19 protein-coding genes are annotated in these 19,259 nt (G+C 31.4%); 2 read left to right on the forward strand and 17 right to left on the reverse strand.

Annotation, left to right across the window (positions count from 1 at the left end; translation table 11 throughout):
* From CCE28_RS14460 to CCE28_RS14535, 16 genes are all read right to left on the reverse strand, one after another.
* Window positions 1-551: vWA domain-containing protein (locus tag CCE28_RS14460; protein WP_176461841.1), on the reverse strand; the 551-nt coding region annotated here is incomplete at its 3' end.
* Between the two features lie 32 nt (window positions 552-583).
* A complete protein-coding gene (locus CCE28_RS14465; protein WP_176461842.1) occupies window positions 584-1,048 on the reverse strand; it encodes a PilW family protein in 465 nt (154 codons plus the stop codon).
* Window positions 1,049-1,093: 45 nt separating this feature from the next.
* Window positions 1,094-3,385, reverse strand: coding sequence for a hypothetical protein (locus tag CCE28_RS14470; RefSeq protein ID WP_095134447.1), 2,292 nt, complete (start codon window positions 3,383-3,385; stop codon window positions 1,094-1,096).
* A 12-nt stretch (window positions 3,386-3,397) separates the two neighbouring features.
* Window positions 3,398-4,087 carry a type II secretion system protein gene (locus CCE28_RS14475; RefSeq protein ID WP_095134448.1) on the reverse strand — a complete coding sequence of 230 codons (690 nt, stop codon included), beginning with the start codon at window positions 4,085-4,087 and terminating at the stop codon, window positions 3,398-3,400.
* Between the two features lie 18 nt (window positions 4,088-4,105).
* Window positions 4,106-5,470, reverse strand: coding sequence for a GspMb/PilO family protein (locus CCE28_RS22300; protein WP_095134449.1), 1,365 nt, complete (start codon window positions 5,468-5,470; stop codon window positions 4,106-4,108).
* A complete protein-coding gene (locus CCE28_RS14485; protein ID WP_176461843.1) occupies window positions 5,457-6,029 on the reverse strand; it encodes a PilN domain-containing protein in 573 nt (190 codons plus the stop codon). The genes CCE28_RS22300 and CCE28_RS14485 overlap by 14 nt, the downstream gene beginning before the upstream one ends.
* Window positions 6,030-6,037: 8 nt before the next feature.
* Window positions 6,038-7,093 (reverse strand): type IV pilus assembly protein PilM, encoded by a 1,056-nt coding sequence (pilM, locus tag CCE28_RS14490; protein WP_176461844.1) that lies wholly within the window; start codon window positions 7,091-7,093, stop codon window positions 6,038-6,040.
* A gap of 19 nt (window positions 7,094-7,112) precedes the next feature.
* On the reverse strand, window positions 7,113-7,862 hold the full coding sequence (locus tag CCE28_RS14495) for a prepilin peptidase (RefSeq protein ID WP_095134452.1): 750 nt from the start codon (window positions 7,860-7,862) through the stop codon (window positions 7,113-7,115).
* Between the two features lie 46 nt (window positions 7,863-7,908).
* Window positions 7,909-8,388, reverse strand: coding sequence for a type II secretion system protein (locus CCE28_RS14500; protein WP_095134453.1), 480 nt, complete (start codon window positions 8,386-8,388; stop codon window positions 7,909-7,911).
* A 146-nt stretch (window positions 8,389-8,534) separates the two neighbouring features.
* Window positions 8,535-9,743: a type II secretion system F family protein gene (locus CCE28_RS14505; protein WP_095134454.1), complete on the reverse strand. Its 1,209-nt coding sequence runs from the start codon at window positions 9,741-9,743 to the stop codon at window positions 8,535-8,537.
* A gap of 30 nt (window positions 9,744-9,773) precedes the next feature.
* Window positions 9,774-10,829 carry a type IV pilus twitching motility protein PilT gene (locus CCE28_RS14510; RefSeq protein ID WP_095134455.1) on the reverse strand — a complete coding sequence of 352 codons (1,056 nt, stop codon included), beginning with the start codon at window positions 10,827-10,829 and terminating at the stop codon, window positions 9,774-9,776.
* A gap of 10 nt (window positions 10,830-10,839) precedes the next feature.
* A complete protein-coding gene (locus CCE28_RS14515; protein ID WP_095134456.1) occupies window positions 10,840-12,519 on the reverse strand; it encodes a GspE/PulE family protein in 1,680 nt (559 codons plus the stop codon).
* Between the two features lie 278 nt (window positions 12,520-12,797).
* Entirely contained in the window at window positions 12,798-13,124 is a 327-nt protein-coding gene (locus CCE28_RS14520) for a DUF1904 domain-containing protein (RefSeq protein WP_095134457.1), read from the reverse strand.
* An 11-nt stretch (window positions 13,125-13,135) separates the two neighbouring features.
* Window positions 13,136-14,065 (reverse strand): polysaccharide deacetylase family protein, encoded by a 930-nt coding sequence (locus CCE28_RS14525; protein WP_095134458.1) that lies wholly within the window; start codon window positions 14,063-14,065, stop codon window positions 13,136-13,138.
* 56 nt (window positions 14,066-14,121) lie between these two features.
* Window positions 14,122-15,294, reverse strand: coding sequence for an iron-containing alcohol dehydrogenase (locus CCE28_RS14530; RefSeq protein ID WP_095134459.1), 1,173 nt, complete (start codon window positions 15,292-15,294; stop codon window positions 14,122-14,124).
* 48 nt (window positions 15,295-15,342) lie between these two features.
* Entirely contained in the window at window positions 15,343-16,020 is a 678-nt protein-coding gene (locus CCE28_RS14535) for a Crp/Fnr family transcriptional regulator (RefSeq protein WP_095134460.1), read from the reverse strand.
* A gap of 148 nt (window positions 16,021-16,168) precedes the next feature.
* Here CCE28_RS14535 and CCE28_RS14540 point away from each other — a divergent pair, with 148 nt between their 5' ends.
* Window positions 16,169-16,885, forward strand: a complete 717-nt coding sequence (locus CCE28_RS14540; protein WP_095134461.1) for an ATP-binding protein — start codon at window positions 16,169-16,171, stop codon at window positions 16,883-16,885.
* Between the two features lie 110 nt (window positions 16,886-16,995).
* The gene (locus CCE28_RS14545) at window positions 16,996-18,540 is read left to right on the forward strand and encodes a glycoside hydrolase family 26 protein (RefSeq protein ID WP_095134462.1); all 1,545 of its coding nucleotides are present in this window, start codon (window positions 16,996-16,998) and stop codon (window positions 18,538-18,540) included.
* 54 nt (window positions 18,541-18,594) lie between these two features.
* On the opposite strand, the gene CCE28_RS14550 is transcribed toward CCE28_RS14545, so the two are convergent.
* Window positions 18,595-19,236 carry a lactate utilization protein gene (locus CCE28_RS14550; protein WP_095134463.1) on the reverse strand — a complete coding sequence of 214 codons (642 nt, stop codon included), beginning with the start codon at window positions 19,234-19,236 and terminating at the stop codon, window positions 18,595-18,597.
* Window positions 19,237-19,259 lie beyond the last annotated feature (23 nt).

A 19,259-nucleotide genomic window follows, 5' to 3' on the forward strand; every position in this document is an offset into this window, starting at 1 on the left:
GAAACTACATACTTCTTTGCATTTGAATTAGATGAATTCTTTAGCATCCAATAAGCAAGACGTAAGCCATCACCCGTATTAGTTGCACTATCCGGTTGTAAGCTATTAATCTTTCTTATTAAGCTATAATCAGAAGCTAATTTCAAATCAGATGTAATATGTCCTTTTTCAGAATAAGCTACTATACCTATTTTTACATTTGACTTGTTGGAAAATTTGTTTATGAAGTTCTTTGCAGCATCTTTTGTTATTTCCATTCTAGATTTTCGATTTCTACCAAAACCCATATAAGTACCCATACTTCCAGATGTATCAATAACTAATACAATTTCCTTTTCTGTTATACCCGTTAAAGATTCTGGCAATTTAACTTCATCACCACTTATTTCGTATTTAATTACTCCCGTATCTCCAATACCATATTCTTCAGCATCTGCAGAACGAATTGCACTTGATACTATATCATTTGGTATTGATTCAGCCATAGCCGCATTAGGCATTACTGTTATTATGATCATAAGAGCCATAATCCAACTTAATAGTCTCCTCATCGTTTGCCTCCCTATACATACACCTAGTATCATTAATTGCCATTTCTAAAGTAGATTTCATTTGTTAAAGGAACCACAGAATCATTTATCTTACTTGTTATGGTAATAATAACACCATTAGCCTCCGTTTGTTCCACTCTAAACTCTGTAATATTGTTGGCAAATGGATCTTCCTCTATTGTAATTTCCATTTGTGATGTTCCTTCGCCACGCTTTAGGGTTTCATCAACATGTTCATATTTAATGAATTTAGTATCATTTATTTTAAAAATAACTGGATTTGTCGTTCTTGCTACTCCTTGCCCTCCTATAATATCATCTACTATTCTATTCATGGCAGTTTGTGCGTTATTTTGTGCTTGAATATGATTATCTGTCCTGTTAAATGTTTTTAAATTAGGAATAAAAAATGAAAAAATAGACGTCATTACAATACCCATAATTCCCATTGCAATTAATACTTCTACCAATGTAAGTCCCTTATTATTGTATCTCATCTTTAAATAACCTCTCATAATTAATAAATAATTTTAAATTGCAAATTATCTCATTTGCTCCCAATATACATCTACTATATTGTCATACTTAAGATAAGATGCTGCATCATCTACTCCTGCTTCTGATTGGATAAGGAAACTTTTTAAAGCTCCATTATTTTCAAACTGATCTTTTAAATTCACGGTTCCATCGGCTATACTCATTTTATCATTTTCAAATACTGTCTTTAAGATATAGTTTTCAGTATTACTTATAGCCTTAAGATTATTATCTTGTATATGGATGTTTCCTTGTGCGGCAATGATTCCTGTATAGTTTAAGTTTCCTGTTATATATACATCTCCCTTAGTGACTATAATTCCTTTTAAATTACTATCCGTAAGATTAATAGTATTATGAGCTCCTACTTCCATGGGTTTACTCCCCCCAGGTCCCACAAGCGCTAAAGATCTATCGGGATTATCATTTACGAAGATGATTTCTTTATCTTCATTTATGTCATTTTCAGTAGGAATAATATCTTCTTTAAAGGAAAATCTATCTGTAATATGTACTCTAGTGTCTAAATTCACGCCTGCAGGCTCACCAGTCTTATATCCTTCAGTATAGTTCACTACAGGGTCTGCCATTTTGTTTATATAGTATTTATAATCATAGGATTTAGATTTCAATACATGATCAGTTAATCCTAATTCTACACCTTCTAATATGGTCCCTTCACTTATGGTAGCTCCAACATTGTATCTAATATTACTAATATTAATACTATCTCCACCAATTGTTAGGTCTCCATAATCTTCACCATAATACTTAAAGTATTCACTTTTCTCCACAGTACTTAACTGACCCTTTTTTATCAAAACTAAGGGCTCATAATTTTCAAATTCAATATTAGAGGGTTTATATTTTTCTTTACGCTTACTGTGGTCCGTATTTGAGTATAAATCATCATCATCCTTTAGATATTCTCCATAGGCTTTATAGTTTCCCTTTATGGAAACACTCTCCCCTGTCTGGTAATATCCCCCTGCTAGGTCAATGTAAACTGTGCCTCCTATATATACGCCCTTATCATATAAACTATTTTTACTTTCTTCTCCATCAATTGTTAAGGAAGATTTACTTTCAATGTCCGGGCTGTTTATAACAATACTACTACTTTGATTATGTTCTACAGCATCAGCTCCATTTGAGAACCCAAAATAACTTCCATCTATTGTAATGTCCGCATCTTTTCCATTTAATTCTATATCATCCTTTGTATTTAAAACCCCATTATTTATGGTGATAGTACTTCCTGTAGTATCCTCTTGAACAACTAAACTATAACAATATACATCTCCATTATTTATAGTTATGTGAGAATTATCATCATTTGTATGAATATAACTATTAGCAGCCACATTTCCGTTTATGATAATATTACCACTTATATTATTGTTCCCCACAACTAGACCTCCAAAATCTCTACTGTCTGTAGCCATCTCTCCATAGGCATATATATCTCCATTGATAGTAACAACACTGTTACCTGTCACATATATATTCTTCTCTGTAGTAATGGCCTTTGTCCATAGGATATTTTCATTTAGTTGTGCTTGTACATTTTTTACGTAGTAAGGAGCATTAAAATCAGGAATTCCAATTTGAAAGGTACCTCTTATTTGTTTTGAAATTTTTTTATGGGTAAAATCCGATTGAAGGGTTATCTTATAGGGAACAGGTTCCTTCGTCTTTTCATCTATTGATATATAAGGTTCTGGGTTGTTAGATGAATCTAGACTTACAGTACTTGTGTCATAACTTACTGAATATTTTTCAGTAGAACCATCTACAATCCTGACTGTACTAGATTGTTCATCTGTATTTTTGTCTACTACACCATATTCTTTATCATTTAATTCACCTTCTAAATGATCATTTATATACGATGCAAAACCTGCCCTAAACCATTCGTTCATTACCAATTCTATTTTTTCCTTATTAACTTCTCCATAGCCATCTTTCCCATTAATAAAGATGCTATCATCCACTTCTGGATTACTTTCTTCCTTTTTACTTTCTGCTTCTATAAATAGTTCTAGCTCATCTTTAACTTTTTTATTTCCAGCTTGTATAGCATTTTCTATCTCTTTGCCTATAACTGCATAGGCCTCTTCAAGACCTGCCTCTGTTAAGTAAAAGGATGTTTTCACATTTGTATCTACTATTTGTCTTTTTAAGTTTACAACACTTAAGGATATGATAGCAGTGCCTAGTAAAGTAAGTATGGACATTACTGCCATTACTAAAAGAAGGGTTGATCCTTTTTTTGATTTTAAAATCTTAATAATCATACAAGGTCCTCCTTATTTAATAGTTTTAAAGGTAACTAACTCAGCTAAAGTTCCCCTTTTGTTACTTACAGTGATCTTTATTTTAAAAACCATATTTTTATTTCCATCCGATATAGAACTGTCATATATATTTTCATAAATATATACTTGTCCATTTGTAGTATTTACAGTGACTTTATTAGTTTCAGATGAAGAATATACCTTGTATATATTTACCCTTCTAGTTGTATTATTAGATACATTTAAAGTCATATTATTAGCTACATTACAGATTATTCCTATGTCTATTGGGTCAGTTGAAGTGTTTGTTAGTAAGATTTCATTTATAAAAACACCTGTATTCTCAATATTTATGGTATCACCATTGGTTCTATCAGGTGCATTTATTGTAGCGTCAAAGGATGGTAAACTCCCCGTTGAATTTTCATAGGCCCCATATTTACTAATATTAAATGTCACTGTCATACCCGTATCAGTATCTACCTTTGAACTAACATTAGCACTAAGGGTATCTTTTCCTATTAATTGTTCCATATATCTTTGAGCAACTTGATTTGCAATGAGTCTATCCTGTGCATTTGTATTATTTCTAACACTAGATACAAACAATGATGCCAATGGAGTTATGATAATACCTAGAATTGCTATACTAACTAAAACTTCTACTAAAGTTAGGCCTTTATTATTATTTATTATTTTCATAAGTTAAATTCCTCCAGCCTATCTTTTAACCTCTATATTCCCAATATTCTTTATAACATTTACCCTTGTTCTTTCAAGGTCATCATAATCAATTTTTACATTTAATTTTAAGTTTGATGTATTAATAAGGGATAAATTTACACCACTTATATCTTCACTACTATTTCTTTTGTTACTAATAATATTTAACACTATGTTATCACCCTTTGGTCTGAACTGAACCTTACCATTTTCATAGTCCCGTGGGTAACTTTCAGATTCGGTTTTATACTTGTAATAATACTTCCCATCTTCCTCTATTATTTGAAATTCAACATTCTCAAAATTTGGATTATCTGCATGGACATAAGTTCTAGTATTTCTACTATTCACCCTTCCCATAACTACTGTTGGTATGTCTGCTGTAACTGGTTTTACCGTCATGACAAATTCATAATTTTTTATTTTTCCTAAAGTATTATCATCCTTCTTAACCAACCCTGAAGTATATCCACTAAATTCATTAAATGGATTATCCTTTCCATAGTCATTTTCAATATGCCACTTTAGATAGTCCTCATCTTTCATATGAATCTTAGGTATGGCATAAAAATCCAAGATTATATTCCCTGCCATTTGCCCTTCTTCAGATTTTGTTATGTTTAAACTGTTAATAATTATTTTTTTAGGAAAAGATTCTATTTCTTTAACAAATGCCATAATTTCATTATAACTACCTTCATAACTTATGGTTACTGATATTTTCTCTAGTTGACCTTCAGACTCTTCCTCATCAGACTCTTCCTCTTGTGTCATATTATCATATTTATTAAATATACCCTCATACTGTTGGACGATGTCTTTAGCTATCTTATCTTTTCCATTTAGTGCCTTATTTATCTCTTCATTTATTTCTTCATTTATTTCTTTCTTTTCTTCTTCTTTTTGTCCCTCTATTTCATTTAATTCTTCTTTGTCTAATGTACCCTCATATTCTAATACTAAATCCTTAAGTACATAGTTTTCTTTTTTTGTCTCTTCTTTTTTTATTTCTATTTTTCCTAGTTTTTCTTCGGTAAAGGACATGCTTAGAGCTTGGATATTAGATTTTTTCACCATATCATCTAAAATAACTATTATTTTTTCTTGTATAATCATAGGAAATAACCTTTCACTGGCAATTTCTATCTTAGAATTCATAATCTTAAAATTTTTATTGATGTTATCTTTATATCCAATCTTCATCTTTACTTTATTGACTTCATTTCTATATGCTTCTACATTTGTTTCCAATTCTTTTATTTTACTCCTATGTGGTACAAATGCAAATTTATAATATGCGCCTACTACTATTAGTACACCTAAAAATATAAGTAGTATTTTCTCCCTCTTAGTCAGTTTCATTATTGTTCACATCCTTAAATGTACACCTTATAGCAAAAATATAACTGCTATTTTCTCTAGACTCTTTATTTATAATACTCACATGAACATTCTCAACTAAGTCTATTTTTTTTAGGTTATGTACAAATTCAGCAATGGTAACTCTACTCTTTGCTACTCCCTGCATTTGTCCATCCTTTACTGTTAAAGATATAGTTTTAATAAATAAGTCCTTAGGAGTACTAGAAGATATTTTTTCCATTAAACTACTGCTTACAATATCTACTTTATCCATATCCGTATTAATAGCTTCCACAATAGTATAATAGCTATTTGTTATTTTCATCTTTCTCTTAATTTCTTCTAGCTCATTACTCTTTTTAATTCGCTCTTCAGAATTTAAATAGTTCTTTAAATCCTGAATTTCCTTTTCTATTTTATTAGCCCTTTGAATATTTGCAAATGTAATGCTTCCTATTACTAATGTAATGGTTATTCCTATAAGGCTCAAATGTATAAGCCTTTTTTTAGAGGTCTTTTTTGTATCAATATAGTGTGAAAAAAAGTTAAAGTCTCTCATATTCTTACCTACCTTCTGATTAGAGCTCCTATGGCATTTAAACATTTCTCAAGATTAATTTCACCACTGTTTTTTCCAAGTTTTATATTATCTATTTCATTAATTTTAAAGGTTGGTATATTTAAATTATCCGTCATGTATTTTGATAGGTTTTTAATATTTGAACTTCCACCATATAAATAAATTTCATCAATTTTATTTCCACGATGGCGACTGTTGTAATATCGAAATATTTTCTGAATCTCTTCAATCCATATATCTACACTAGATTGTACAATTTCATTTAACATACTGGTAGATGAAAGTCCATTTAATTCTTCTAAATTGGCATATTCAATTTTACGCTGTTGTGCATCCTCTAATGAAAGATTATATGTATTTGCAATATTAATATCAACATCTTTTCCACCCTGATGGATCAATCTATTAAACCTAATTACTCCTTTATCAATAATTGTAATATTAATGTATTCATAACCTAAATCTATCAATGTAACAGTCTTATCTAAACTGTAATTTTCATTATTTATTGTAAGCTCCCCTTCAAAAACCTTAGCAATTGCATTTGCGTTCATATCTAAGGCCAAAGGTTTTAGCTTCAAGCTTTTTATTAGTTCTAGATAAATTTCTACCATGTCCTTTGGCAGTGCAGCCACTAGAACTCTTATATTATTCATATTATTCTCTGTAAACTCTTCTAATATCTTATACTCAACTACGTATTCTTCTAACCTTATAGGTAGATATTGTTCAATTTCTAAATCAATCATTGATGATAATTCATCTGATTTTACATAAGGCAAAACAAGTTCCCTTGTAATGGCCTCCCTACTTTGTACTGTACAGATTACTTCTTTTTCTTTTATTTTATTTTTACTTAAAATATTATAAATTATGGTTTTAAATGCTTCTAAATTTTTTATATATCCATCTTCATAGGATTCTGGTGGCGTATCTATCATAAAGACATGGTCAATTATAATCTCTTTATTTTTTCCTTTTCCAATAACTATTTTTGTTGTGTATTTTCCAATATCTATGGATATAATATTTTTTTTAAACAAATTTTTCACCCCGTTGTATTTATCCAAGTAGTATATGTATGTACCACTTTATAATACCCTTCCCATAGAGAATTGTCACTAAAGTTGATACTGAAATGAAAGGCCCAAAGGCTATTTCATCCTTTCTATGTTTTAATCTTAAAAGTATTAAAAGTATAGATATAATTGCCCCAATTACAAAGGATAACAGGGTTATCAAAAGAATACCTTTCCATCCAAAGGCAAAACCCAAAACCCCCATAAGTTTAATATCACCACCACCCATTGCCCCTGTAATAATGGCAATGAGTAAAAATATTCCTCCACCAAGTACTAGTCCTAGTATGGAATCTTTTAGTGATAATAGGCTAAAATTATTAAATATAATAAAAGCACCTGATACAATGATTCCAAACAGGTTACATTCATCAGGTATTATTTTTAGTTTATAATCTATAAAAGAAATTACAATTAATAAACTTGCTAGTATTCCATATTTTACAAAAAAAATACTAAGTCCAAATTTTAAATATAGTAATAAATATATTATTCCATTTAAAAGTTCAACAAGGGGATATTGCAAAGAAATAGTTTCTCCACAATATCTACATTTTCCTCTGTTGAATAAATAGCTAAATATTGGTATTAAATCTATTGACTTTAAATAATTATTACATTTAGGACAATGGGAAGGAGGATAGGCAATTGATTCTTCTTTAGGTATGCGATAAATACATACATTTAGAAATGATCCTATTACTAGTCCTATTGTTAGTATTATGTATATCATTTTGCCTTCTCCTTTTTTTAATAGTTAATAGATTAAGATTCTGAAATTAATCGTTGTTAGTTAGATCATTATCATCATCATCACCTATACCAAATGTATCAGAAACATTTGGATATAATTCTTCATAATTGCTACTATCGTAAGTTGTTACAGTTACATCTCCGTTTTTATCAATTACTACTCTAAAATATGTTCCTTCATTATGTGTTTCTATTTGAGGAAGCTTTTCAAGATAATTTGTAATTTTATCTTCAGAAGTACCTTCGGTAACCTTTCCATCTAATATTATAACTGTGTCAGTCTTTGCAGGCGGAGTAATTTCTCCTTGTGTAAGTAATATAGTAGTGGCATTTGCAATAGTTTTAGCACTTGCTAAATCTGTACTTTTTCTTGCATCATTAGTTACGCCAGATAGTTTTGGTATTGCCATGGACCCTATAATTCCTATAATAGCAATGACAACAATTAATTCTACTAAGGTAAAACCTTTTTTGTTTCTTAATTTCTCATTAAAAAATTTTAACATTTCCTTTCCTCCTTAAAGTTTATTTTATTATAAAGGCCTTAAAAAAGGTCTTTTTCACAATTTTAGTTATTTGAAAATTTTCCTTATAAGTTAGGATTTAAGTGTTAGGGCTTAATAAAAATAATATTTAAATTAAACCTGTAAATCTACGGCATAGTACTCATCATATCCAACATAGGCATTAGCATGGCAGTAACAATAGCTCCAACGATAAATGACATAACTACAATCATGAGTGGCTCCATTAATTTAGTCATCTTTCCAATGGATGCTTCCACCTCTTCATCATAAAAGTTGGCTGTCTTATCTAATATATCATCTAATGTTCCTGATTCTTCACCAATGCGAATCATGGAATCAAGCATAGGCGGAAAAACACCAATTTCTTTAATAGGTGTTGCCAAATCGGCGCCCTTTCTCACTTCTTCCTTGGCTCTTAAAATCCCCTTTTCAACGATGACATTATCCACAACCCTTGATACAATATCTAATGCTTCCATAAGGGGAATACCACTTGACAATAAAGTGGATAGGGTCCTAGTAAACCTTGATGTAATAACCTTTTGGGCAGTTCCCTTCACAACGGGAATTCTAAATTTTATATGGTCTATTAAAAATTTCACTTTGTCTGTTTTCACAATTTTTTGTATGCCATATAATGATAATATCACGAAAGTGACAAATATGTACCAATATGTTGTCATTATGTTACTAATAAACAGCAAAATTCGTGTAGGAAGAGGAAGTTGAGCACCATTTCTTATAAACATATTTAAAAAGATGGGCATTACAACGGTTAACAAAAATATTACTATAATAATTGATATAACACTTAAAATAATAGGATACATCATGGCTCCTTGTACCTTATTCCTAATATTATTTTCTTTCTCATAGTGGATAGCCATTCGACCCATTATTACATCTAATGTACCACTAACTTCTCCAGTTTGTGCCATATTAATTAACAGGTCTGGGAAAACCTCTCTATGTTTTCTTAGGGATTCAGAAAATGAAAATCCCTTTTGCACCTCTTCATGAACTTCCCCTATTACTTTTCTTAACCTTTTATTTTCTGTTTGAAGTCTTAATATGTCTAAACAATTTATTATAGTAACCCCCGCATTGAGCATGGTATAAAATTGTCTACAAAATATGGCAATATCCTTAATCTTCACTTTCCCAAAAAGCCCTAAGCTTATTTTCTTACTTCCTTCTATAACTTCTTCCACCTTTATGGGAATGTTTTGATTTTCCCTAATCATCCTAATAACTGCTTGTTTATCCCTTGCTGTATATGTTCCTTCTATTTTTTCTCCTGTCTTACTAATTCCTTTATATTTGTAAGTGGGCATATACTCACCCCTTGTTTTTTGTATTATTTATTATATAGTCATATAAGTTGACAACCTATCAGAATCTACTGCACAGTTTAATGCTGCTTTTTTATCTATTACTAAGTTATTGTATAATTCAAGCAAGGAATTATCCATAGTCCTCATGCCAAACTTTTTACCTGTCTGAATACTACTTTGAAGTTGATGGGTTTTTCCTTCTCTAATCAAGTTTCTTATGGCTGTTGTTGCTGTCATAATCTCTAGTGCTGCCACACGACCACTTCCATCAGACTTTTCTAGTAGTTGTTGTGAAACAATTCCTTCTAGTACACTAGATAATTGTACTCTAACTTGCTGTTGTTGATTAGGAGGGAAAATATCAACAATTCTATCAATCGTTTTTGCAGCCCCTATAGTATGTAATGTGGAAAGTACCAAGTGTCCCGTTTCAGCTGCTGTAATGGCTATACTAATAGTTTCTAAATCTCTCATTTCTCCTACTAGTATTACATCTGGATCCTGCCTTAATGCGGCCCTTAGTGCATTGGAAAAGTTCTGAGAATCATTCCCTATTTCCCTTTGATTCACAATACTCTTATTGTGTTTATGTAGATATTCAATAGGATCTTCAAGGGTTAAAATATGGCAACTTCTTTCCTTATTTATACAATCTATAATTGAAGCCAAAGTAGTAGATTTACCACTTCCAGTGGGACCTGTAACTAATATGAGACCCCTCTGTTTATGGGCTAATTCCCTAATAACAGGAGGAAGACCCAGTTTTTCAATAGTGGGCACACTTGATGCCACACTCCTTAAGGCAATTCCACAGCTTCCCCTCTGCTTGTACACATTGGCCCTAAACCTACCTATTCCTGGATGGGAAAATGAAAAATCTATTTCCCCCTTTTTTTGTAACTCTTCTTTTTGACTTTCTGTTAGAATCTCTTCCGCTAAAGAGATAGTATCTTCTGGAAGCAAAGATTCTTCACTTAATCTCTCTAGATTTCCATTTATTCTTGCAACAGGAGGTACAGCTACTGTTATATGTATATCAGATGCCTTTACTTCAACTGCTTTTTTCAATATGTCTAATATTTTCATACTACACCACCTAATCTATACTATAGGCTACCCTTGTTAATTCTTCTATGGTTGTAACACCTGCCAATACAAGTTCTTTACAACTTTCTTTTAAAGTAACCATTCCTTGTTCCACAGCTTTTTCCCTTAAAATATCTATACTGTCCCTTTGGTCAATATGGATTCTTATATCCTTATTTACAGTCATAATTTCATGAACAGCTATTCTTCCCTTATAGCCTGTCCCATTACAATAGCTACATCCTTTTCCTTTATACAATGTATAATCATCTGTAGTATTTAACAGCTTTTTTTCAGTCTCATTTGGTATGTATGAATCTTTACAATCATTACAAATTTTTCTTACTAATCTTTGAGATATTACCCCAACAATAGCTGAAGAAACTAAATATGGTTCTATGCCCATATCTATGATACGTGCTATAGTTGAAGGTGAATCATTAGTATGCATGGTACTTAAAACAAGGTGTCCCGTAATAGATGCCCTAACGGCTATTTCTGCAGTTTCTGAATCTCTTATTTCTCCAACCATGATCGTATCAGGATCCTGCCTTAGAATAGATCTTAGGGCACTTGCAAAGGTCATATTTGCCTTTACATTTACCTGGACTTGATTTATTCCATCCAATCTATACTCTACTGGATCTTCTACTGTAATGATGTTTTTCTCCAACTGATTGAGTTCCCTAAGAATAGTATAAAGGGTAGTAGTCTTCCCACTACCTGTTGGCCCTGTAACTAAAATAATTCCAGTGGGATTTTTAATTACCCTTTCAAGGAGTTCTACATTTTTTGTTGAAAAACCTAACTTACTCTTTGACATAAAAAAGTTACTTCTATCTAACAATCGAATAACTATTTTTTCTCCATAGACAGTTGGTAACACAGAAATACGCAAATCAATTTCTTTTCCATCCACAGTTGTTTCAACTCTGCCATCCTGAGGAATTCTCTTCTCAGCAATATTCATTTTCCCCATTATTTTAATTCTCGTAACAATTGCAGAGTGGGTAGATTTTTCAGGAGACATAATCTCTTGGAGTACTCCATCTACTCTAAATCGTACTCTCACTCTACTTTCAAAGGGTTCTATATGAATATCACTAGCCTTTGCTTTCACTGCTTGTCTAATAATAGAATTAACTAATCTTACAACAGGTGCATTGTTGATTTCATTGATACTTTCTTCATCTATGTCCGTATAATCATCCTTAATATATTGGTTTTTAAAATCTTCAACTGCCTTTTCTGCCCTCACATTACCATAATAACGGTCAATGGCATTTAAAATATTCTGTCTGGAAGCAATTACAGGTTGTACCTCTAGACCTGTGGCAATTCTCACATCGTCCATAGCGAAAATGTTAAGAGGATCAGTCATGGCTACAATCAATTTTCCACTTTCCTTTTTTACAGGTATTATTAAATGTCTTTTGGCTAGACTTTCATTAATCAATCGTGGAATTTTAAAATCAATATATTGTTTTTCAAGATCCATATGAGGAATTCCCAATTGAATTTCTAAAACTTCCATCATTTGATTCTCTTCTACAAATCCTTCATCGATCAAAATCTCTCCCATTTTTTTCCCTGAAGTCCTTTGTAATTTCAATGCTTCTTTCAGCTGTTCTTCCGTAATAAACCCAGCATTAATTAGCAAATCTCCTAGTCTTTTCCTTTTCTCAACCATAGCCATCCACCTAAGTTTTATATTTTTATTTAAAATAAAAGGCCAACTATATTTATATAGTTAGCCGGTTACGTCACTGCATTCACACGGCTTAGACGTCCACATATATCCGTGTTTCATATGCTCTCATATATTATTTACTTAATTAATTATACTATATTAACCGTTAATGTTTCAACCATCTTATGTAAATTCGACAATATATTACCACATGAAAAAACTAGAAAATAAAAGGTTTTATCTTCTAGCTTTTTACTTTAGTATTCCTACTAAAATATTTAAAAATGTTCTCCATTTTCATAATACAACTCTTTATCTAAATTAGTAAACATTACACAGACATCTTCATAGTCAAACTTATTTACTCTCTCAGTAATTGCCTTTGCTACTTTAGTTCTCACTTCTTCTCCCCTTTCAAACCAAAGGACATCTATAAAGGGATAGGCAGAATCTTCTTCTCCATCTACTATGAATGTAGTATTTATACACTCTAGTGTAAAATAGTCCCTAGGACATTCTATTATTTTCTCTAAGTCATCTATTAGTTCTTTACTAATTTCTTTTATATTCTCTTTCTCCATTCCTCTAACTCTTATATGTGGCATAGATAAACCTCCTAAAAATTCATTTTTCCAGTTTTTTTATACGACAAAAAATTTTCCAGTTCTTTTATCCTCTCTTCACTAGATTCTACTTTGTAAAATGGAATCTTTTTTATTTTTAATTGAGTAATTAATATCTTTCTCATAAGCACAGGAGATTTCACTCCTCCAACCATATTTATTCTCCTTAAAGAAAATAATTCATCACTTATGCTAGATACGCCTCTTTTTCCAGTTAGACTTCCCTTTATACCTAGCTCTTCTAACATCTTCTCGGTTTCGCTGTTGTAAATTCCATAAGGATATGTATATATGGTTATATCTTTTCCCGTATGTTCCTTTACTCTATCCATAATAGCCTGTGTATCAGATTTAAACCTAGCCGTATAATGTTCATTATTTTCCTTCTCCATCTTACCTACACCCCTAGGGCTATTTATTTCATCTCCCCAGTTATGAAGTCCATATGAATGGGATTGTATTTCTATTACTCCACTATCACTCATTTCCTTGATTTTGTCCCAAGTGAGCATAAAATTATAACCACTATTACTTGACTCATCTATAAGACTTCCTACTATGGAAATTACACCTTTCATTTCTAACTCTTTTAGTATGTGATATGCATAAGTATAATTACTCATATATCCATCATCAAAGGTGACTACTATAGGATTTTCAGGCAAATTTCTTTTTCCTTCCCTATAATCTATTAAGTCTCTAAAATTTACCGTATTGTATCCCATGGCCTTTAAATAAAGCATGTCCTCATAAAATTTTTCTGGTGTTATGGTTATAGCTGATAGTTCATCTTCATTCTTTGATATATGATGATATGTTAATATGGGAATTCTATTTTTATCATTAGATATGTATATGGCTCCTAGGCTAACTATAATAAAACTTATTAGTAATATCCATGCTGCAGTTTTTCTCTTAGTCATTTTTTTACCCCTTATTCCCTTTTAAACATATTTAAAAAATTTATTTTTTTCATACTTTAAAGAGATTTTTCATAAATTCTCTTTAAATCTTCTTCATTTAATTCTTTTAATGTTAGCTTTATACACCCTATCATAGTTCTAAAAGTGTCCTTTACTAATGGATCTATCATATCCTTAGTAACACCTAAATCACTTAAAGTCTCTGTAGCTCCTATATTATTTAGTACTTCTTTTAATGCTACAGATGATTTAGCTGCCGCTTCTTCTTTACTTAAATTAGAAGTATGAAATCCTAAAAGTTCCGTTAAAGATGCATACCTATCTATGTGTCCATCCCAAGTTTCTTCTAAAAAAGCTACTCCCAATGTGGCCAATGTGGCTCCATGTGCTGAATTAGTATGACCGCTTACAGGATGGCCCATTCCATGAATCCCTATAGTTCCCCCATGGGTAATAGCTATTCCTGCCAATGTATTGGCCCAAGCCATCTTTTCTCTAGCCTCTATATTAGTCCCATCTTCTAATACTTTATGTAAATTATTAAGTACTAAACTTATTGCTTCCTTTGCATACATATCTGTAAATGGTGTAGCACCCTTTGATATGTATGCCTCTATGGCATGGAATAACACATCAATTCCTGTATTTTTAGTAATGCTCTTAGGTACACTTACCATTAATTCTGGATCTACTATGGATACTTTAGGATATAAACATCTATGTCCTATACCTGGTTTTTCTTTAGTGATAGGATTAGTTATTACACTAAACATGGTTACCTCAGAGCCAGTTCCCGCCGTAGTACTTATGGCAACTATAGGTAGTGCACCTTTTATGCCTCTCATGTTAGCACGTTCTCCACCAGGAAGATAATCTTCTATAATGCCTCCATTAGCCACAACTAAAGCTATGGCCTTAGCTGCATCCATCGAACTTCCTCCACCTAATCCAATTACAAAATCACATTTTTCTTCTTTAGCTAGAGTTACCATATCATTTATATAGTTAGTTTTAGGGTTAGGATCTACCCCTTCATTTACAACTACTTCCACACTGCCTTCATTAAGGAGTTTTACAACCCTATCTAATATACCCGTTTTTCTCATGCTACTTTTCCCAGTAACTAATAATGCCTTTTTCCCAATACGCTTTCCTACTTTAGATAATCTATTTAAAGAACCACATCCAAAGATTACATCTGTGGGAATACTAAATTGAAATTTGTTCATACATGTCACCCCTATTTACTTGTTGTTTGTTAATTAATAACCATTCTATTATATCAAAATATCCTCAATAGTACGTATATCTTTTATTGTTATAGTGCTTCTGTCAAAGTCTATTAAACCTTCATCCCTCAATTTTATCATTTCTCTAGATAAGGAAGGCCTCTGAACACCTATATACTTAGCTAGTCCCTCCCTAGACATACTTAGCTTTATTTTTAAACTCTTTTGCTTTTTATGTTCTTCAAATAGATAAAAGCATATTTTTTCCCTTAAGGTATCTAAGGATAACTCTTTTACTTTTTTGTTTAGCATTAATACCTTATTAGACAATAGATTCATGAAATTTTTAAGTATGATTTCATTTTGACTACATAGTTTTACAATCTCTTCTTTGGAAATGAAAATTATTTTAGATTTAGTAACAGATATGACAGTAGCTGGATATTGATTAAAATTAGAAAACATTATGGCTTCTCCAAATATGTGTGCCTTTTTTAATTGAGTTAATGTTACATTCTTACCACTTGAATAAATTTTTCTTATTTCCACAGTTCCATCTATTATTATGCCTAATAAATTACAATCATCTTCCTCAAAGGCCACCATAGAATCTTTACCATATTCTTCAATTTTATAATTAATCCTACTAATTATATTTTCTATTTCATCCTCATCTACACCCTTAAATAACATACACTTATTCAATATTCCTATTACATCATTCATAAATATTTCTCCTTTTTTCATTTTTCAAAACACATAATACTTATTATACCCTGTATTTTTTGTTCTGTAACATTTATTACATACATGGGTCTTTATTATAAGTATACTATAGTCATGAAGTAACATTAACAAGAGGAGGTAATTAATAATGAAAAGAAAAATAATTCATATAGATCAAGATAAATGTAACGGATGTAGATTATGTGTAGATGCCTGTCATGAGGGCGCTATCCAAATGATAGATAATAAGGCCCAACTGGTAAGTGATAAATACTGCGATGGACTTGGAGATTGTCTTCCTGTCTGTCCTACAGATGCTATTAAAATGATAGAAAGGGAAGCAGATGCTTTTGATGAAGAAGCTGTAAAAGAGAGAATGGAGATGAAGAAAAAGATGAAAGCAATGCCTTGTGGTTGTCCTGGAACTCACGCTAAAAAAATTGAGAAAAAAGCACCTATGGTATCTAAGACAGAAAGTACTCAAAAAAATAGTTTTTTACCATCTCAATTAAATCAATGGCCTATACAACTTAGATTAGTAAACCCTGATAATGATTATTTTGAAGGAGCTAACTTATTAGTTGCAGCTGATTGTACGGCATTTTCTTATGGTAACTTCCATGAGGATTTCATTAAGGATCACATAACTGTAATAGGTTGTCCTAAGTTAGACGATAATAATTACAATGTGGAAAAATTAACTGCCATAATAAAGAACAATGATATTAAGAGTATAAAAGTAGCTAGAATGGAAGTTCCTTGTTGTACAGGAATGACTAAGGCAGTAAAAGAAGCCATGCTAAATGCTAGAAAGATTGTAGATTATAAAGAGGTTATAATAGGTTTAGACGGAACTATTAGATAGTACCATGGGACTGTAATTTATTACAGTCCTATTTTTTTACTCTTATTTCTTTACAATTACTTACAAAATTAGTATCTTAGTATTAGACGCTTTAATGAGGGGGACATTTCATGAAGAAAAATTTCTTATGGATTTTACTCGCAATCCTTCTAATGTCTACATTCACTTCCTATGGGGAGGAAAATTATAAAAGACATTATTTTTATTATGGAGGATACAGTAGTAAAATTCCAACTGAGTTTCAAATAAACAAATCTAGAGAGGAAATAGTAACAGAAATCACAACACAAGATGGAAGTAAAATTAAAATATACAAACAGCCTATTAAGGGATTTCGACTAAGTGACTACGTATATTATTCTAATGAAAAAATAAGGCAAGGTGTAGGAGGTTTTAGTTTAACATCTAGTGATAAAATCACTTATCCAAATACGGCTACTGCCTATAGGACATCCTATACTAGATCTAAATCAGATACTATACCCAATGATAAAAACATGTATTATGAAATCCATGAATATTATAAAGATACCAAAACTATGATAACCTTCTGGTTAAAAACTGATGAAAATCATATTGAAACATATAAAGAAATTCTAAATAATATGGCAAAGAGTACTTGGCTTATGGATTCTAAGAGTAGAATTACCATTACCAATCCTAAGGATCTAGAGCCAAAAGACACATCTCTTTTTCTTGAAGGAACAGATTTTAATATATCTATTCCAGATAACCAAATGGCTTGGGGAGTATTTCATCCCGTATCACCCTATTATGATGATTTTATAGAAGGAGTGGAAAAATTAGAAGATAGATTAGATAAGAGATTTGAGTTTCTAATGACCTACTCAGATTTTACAACTCCAATGCCTCTAACAGGCACTGCTACAGCTTATAGAGACAATAGATTTATGATGCTAACTCTACAGCCCTGGGTAGATGGAGATAGAAAAAGTGTAGTTACTATGGAAATAATAAGGGGAAACTATGATGGATATTTACGTAAGTGGGCAAGAAATATTAAAAGTCTAAATAATCCTATTTTATTTAGACCGTCTAATGAAATGAACGGAGATTGGAGTACTTGGTCTGCTTGGTATCTTGGAAAGGATACGGATCTTTACATAGAAGCTTGGAAAAGGATGTATAGGATTTTCAAAGAAGAAGGTGCTGACAATGCATACTTTGTGTGGAATCCTCACGATAGATCTTATCCAGACTTTGCTTGGAATAATCCACACCTTTATTATCCAGGAGATGAGTATGTGGACTTTGTAGGTTTAACTGGATATAACAATGGTACTTCACACAAGGCAGATGTGTGGAGAGAATTTAAGGATATATATTATCCATTATATATTGAATATATGTATTATTATTCTAATAAACCCTTCTTAGTTACAGAGTTTTCTTGTAACGAAGTAGGCGGAAACAAGGCCAATTGGATAAGTGACGGATTTAAATACTTTAAAGACATGCCTAATATAAAATTAGCCGTTTGGTTTAACCGTATAGATGGTTTATGGAAATACAATATTAATTCTTCACAAGAAGCTGAAGATGCCTTTAAAAACTCCATACAAGGTGACTATTTTACTAATAATATTATAATGCCTAAAGAAGATATTCAGGAAGAAATTAAAGAAGATCAGTAGATATACTTATATAATAAAAAGGCTATGAAATCATAGCCTTTTTATTATATCTTATTAATACCCTAAGGATTCTTCCACTAATATAACATGGATTCTGTTTTTATCCATTTGCTTCTTAATTAGAACATAATCACTACAAATTCTTTCTGGAGAACTACATTCTACACAATATCCTAACTCTTTACAGGGAGTTTTTCTATCTAGTCTTTTAGAATTAGCAGGTGCTGCTATCCTTTCATTCCTATCAATTGCCTCTTTAACATCCTTTACTATCTTGTTAGCCCCAGCTACTACTATTACCTTATCTGGACCATAAATCATGGCAGCAACACGGTTTCCACGGCCATCCACATTGTATAAGTATCCATCTTCTGTAATTGCATTAGTACTAGTAAAATATCCATCTGCACAAAAACTCTTTCTATATATATCCTTAATATCATCAGGAGTTAACCCCTCTGCATACCTATCTAAGAAATTATAATCTCCATTTCTCAAAAACTCTTGCACTCCACATTCAAATAAAGACATGGAACCTCCCACAGAAACCGTATCCCCCTTATTGATTAAGGTTTTAATTATATCTACCACATCTCCTTTCTTTTCAGCATGATATCCATTCATATTATTTTTCTTTAAGGCCTCAATAGTCCTCTCAATCCTCTTTTCCACAACCCACTTTGCATTCTTATCCATGATTATCTCCTCCTAAAATAGAT

Origin of the sequence: Anaeromicrobium sediminis (assembly GCF_002270055.1) — a bacterium.
Taxonomy (GTDB): domain Bacteria; phylum Bacillota; class Clostridia; order Peptostreptococcales; family Thermotaleaceae; genus Anaeromicrobium; species Anaeromicrobium sediminis.